The sequence below is a fragment of the Oleiphilus sp. HI0132 genome (genome assembly GCF_001635845.1).
In genome coordinates this window covers 1-1,547 of the sequence record NZ_LWGJ01000183.1, presented here as the reverse complement: position 1 = coordinate 1,547, position 1,547 = coordinate 1, and the positions used below count along the sequence as shown (strand labels likewise).

The 1,547-nt window shown below is 45.7% G+C and carries 2 protein-coding genes; both read left to right on the top strand.

Going from position 1 to position 1,547, the window contains the following annotated elements:
* The coding region (locus tag A3766_RS02325) for a PstA family ABC transporter permease (protein WP_156508624.1) at window positions 1-547 on the top strand (547 nt) is incomplete at its 5' end.
* 72 nt (window positions 548-619) lie between these two features.
* Window positions 620-1,492, top strand: a complete 873-nt coding sequence (pstB, locus tag A3766_RS02320) for a phosphate ABC transporter ATP-binding protein PstB (RefSeq protein WP_068641591.1) — start codon at window positions 620-622, stop codon at window positions 1,490-1,492.
* Window positions 1,493-1,547 lie beyond the last annotated feature (55 nt).

The window sequence follows — 1,547 nt, the reverse complement described above, 5'->3', positions numbered from 1 at the left end:
AGGTATTGATCAGGCCTTCTTCCCTGAGGCATTACCCGCGCCGACGCTAGGTACCGGTGGTTTGTTATGGGCTTCAGTCACGCTAGCGATCCTGACATTGCCAGTGGTTATTGTAGCGACTGAAGAAGGCTTATCACGTATTCCAAGATCCATTCGTGAAGGTAGCCTGGCCTTGGGCGCAACCAAAGCTGAAACACTCTGGCGTGTCGTACTACCTATGGCAAGCCCTGCAATGATGACCGGTGTTATTCTTGCGATTGCTCGTGCAGCGGGTGAAGTTGCGCCATTGATGCTGGTAGGTGTGGTTAAGCTAGCGCCTTCATTACCGCTAGATGGCAACTACCCTTATCTGCATTTGGACCAGAAGTTTATGCACTTAGGCTTCCATATCTACGATGTTGGCTTCCAGAGCCCTAACGTCGAAGCGGCACGACCACTTGTTTACGCAACCTCGCTATTATTGGTTATCGTTATTGCAATGCTAAACCTAAGCGCAGTCGCGATTCGTAACAAGCTACGTGAGAAGTACAAAGCATTAGAAGTTTAACTAGCGCCTGAAATGGTTTGAGTTTTAATAATTATTGAGTTAACTGGATAGACACCAGAAAGAGATATGACTATGCAAAATGATACAAATGATTCGACGACACAAGCAGGCGCACAAACCGAAACTAAGACGCACGCTATCGATATCAGTTCACTACAGCGTAAGTCTGCAGCTCTAAAGCTGGAAGACGAAAAAATTGCACTAACCGTTGACGATTTACGCTTATGCTACGGTGAAAAAGAGGCCCTTCACGGCGTAAATATGCAGATCCCACAGAACCGAGTAACGGCTTTTATCGGCCCATCGGGTTGTGGTAAATCGACATTATTGCGTTGCTTCAATCGCATGAACGATTTGGTTGATGGCTGTAGCATCACCGGAAAAATCCTTCATGAAGGTAAAGATATCTACCAACGTAAAGTCGAAGTGGCTGAACTTCGTCGCCGCATTGGTATGGTATTCCAGAAGCCAAACCCTTTCCCAAAGAGCATCTATGAAAACGTCGCTTATGGCCTGCGTATTCAAGGAATCAACAAAAAGCGTATTCTAGATGAAACAGTAGAATGGTCTCTACGTTCTGCAGCACTTTGGGATGAAGTTAAAGATCGTCTTGATGATAGCGCATTGGGTCTATCCGGTGGTCAGCAACAACGTTTGGTGATCGCACGAACCGTTGCTGTTAAACCAGATGTATTACTGCTTGATGAACCCGCTTCAGCCTTGGACCCATTGTCTACGCTGAAAATTGAAGAACTGATTCACCAGCTAAAAGATGACTATACTATCGTTATCGTAACCCACAATATGCAGCAGGCTGCTCGTGTATCTGACTACACGGCGTTTATGTATATGGGCGACTTGATCGAATTTGGCAACACTGATGAGCTGTTTACCAACCCACGTAACAAGCAGACTGAAGACTATATAACCGGTCGTTACGGTTAGGTTTAGGACTATATCAACTCGCTACATGACACTATGCTGCATTAACGGATAAAAG

Excerpts from the sequence above, each read along its gene's own strand:
- pstB (WP_068641591.1), top strand. The coding sequence starts at position 620 with ATGCAAAATGATACAAATGATTCGACGACACAAGCAGGCGCACAAACC.